The organism is Vibrio sp. YT-19(2023), from assembly GCF_033337395.1.
Genome location: NZ_JAWOQN010000857.1, coordinates 1 through 575 on the forward strand (window position 1 = coordinate 1; position 575 = coordinate 575).

Sequence of the window (575 nt, forward strand, 5' to 3'; positions counted from 1 at the left end):
ACCATTTTTCGCTATATACCCGCCGTTTATAACAACCCTACAATACGCGCGTCTTACTTGTAGCACGCGGGTTTTCCAACCATGAATTCGTGGCTCGTTTATTAAAGGTATCGAATGAGCAATATCGCCAAGTCCGCTGTTAAACTCAGTGTTTTCTCTGTGATCATGATTACGGTTACATCCGTTGATAGCATCAGAAACATACCGGGTGCCGCCTTATTTGGTAGTCATGCCATCTCTTTCTTTTTACTTGCTGGTTTATGCTTTTTCGTTCCCACGGCTTTAGTGTGTGCCGAGCTAAGCACGACTTACCCTCAACAGGGTGGCGTCTATCTTTGGGGAAAAGAAACGATTGGACCTAACTTCGGCTTTGCGACCGTTTGGTATCAATATGCGGAAAATATCGTTTATTACCCGCCGCTGATCTCTTTCATTGTCGCTACAGGTGCCTACCCATTTTTCCCAGAACTGGCGCAGAATAATATTTTCATGTTAATCATGATTAATGTGATTTTTTGGGCGCTAACGTTAGTAAATATATTCGGCTTACGTTTGTCATCGATGATCACAAACGT

At 43.1% G+C, this 575-nt stretch carries 1 protein-coding gene; it reads left to right on the forward strand.

From position 1 onward, the window contains the following. Positions 1-114 precede the first annotated feature (114 nt). The coding region (locus R7E78_RS28840; protein ID WP_318058978.1) for an amino acid permease at positions 115-575 on the forward strand (461 nt) is incomplete at its 3' end.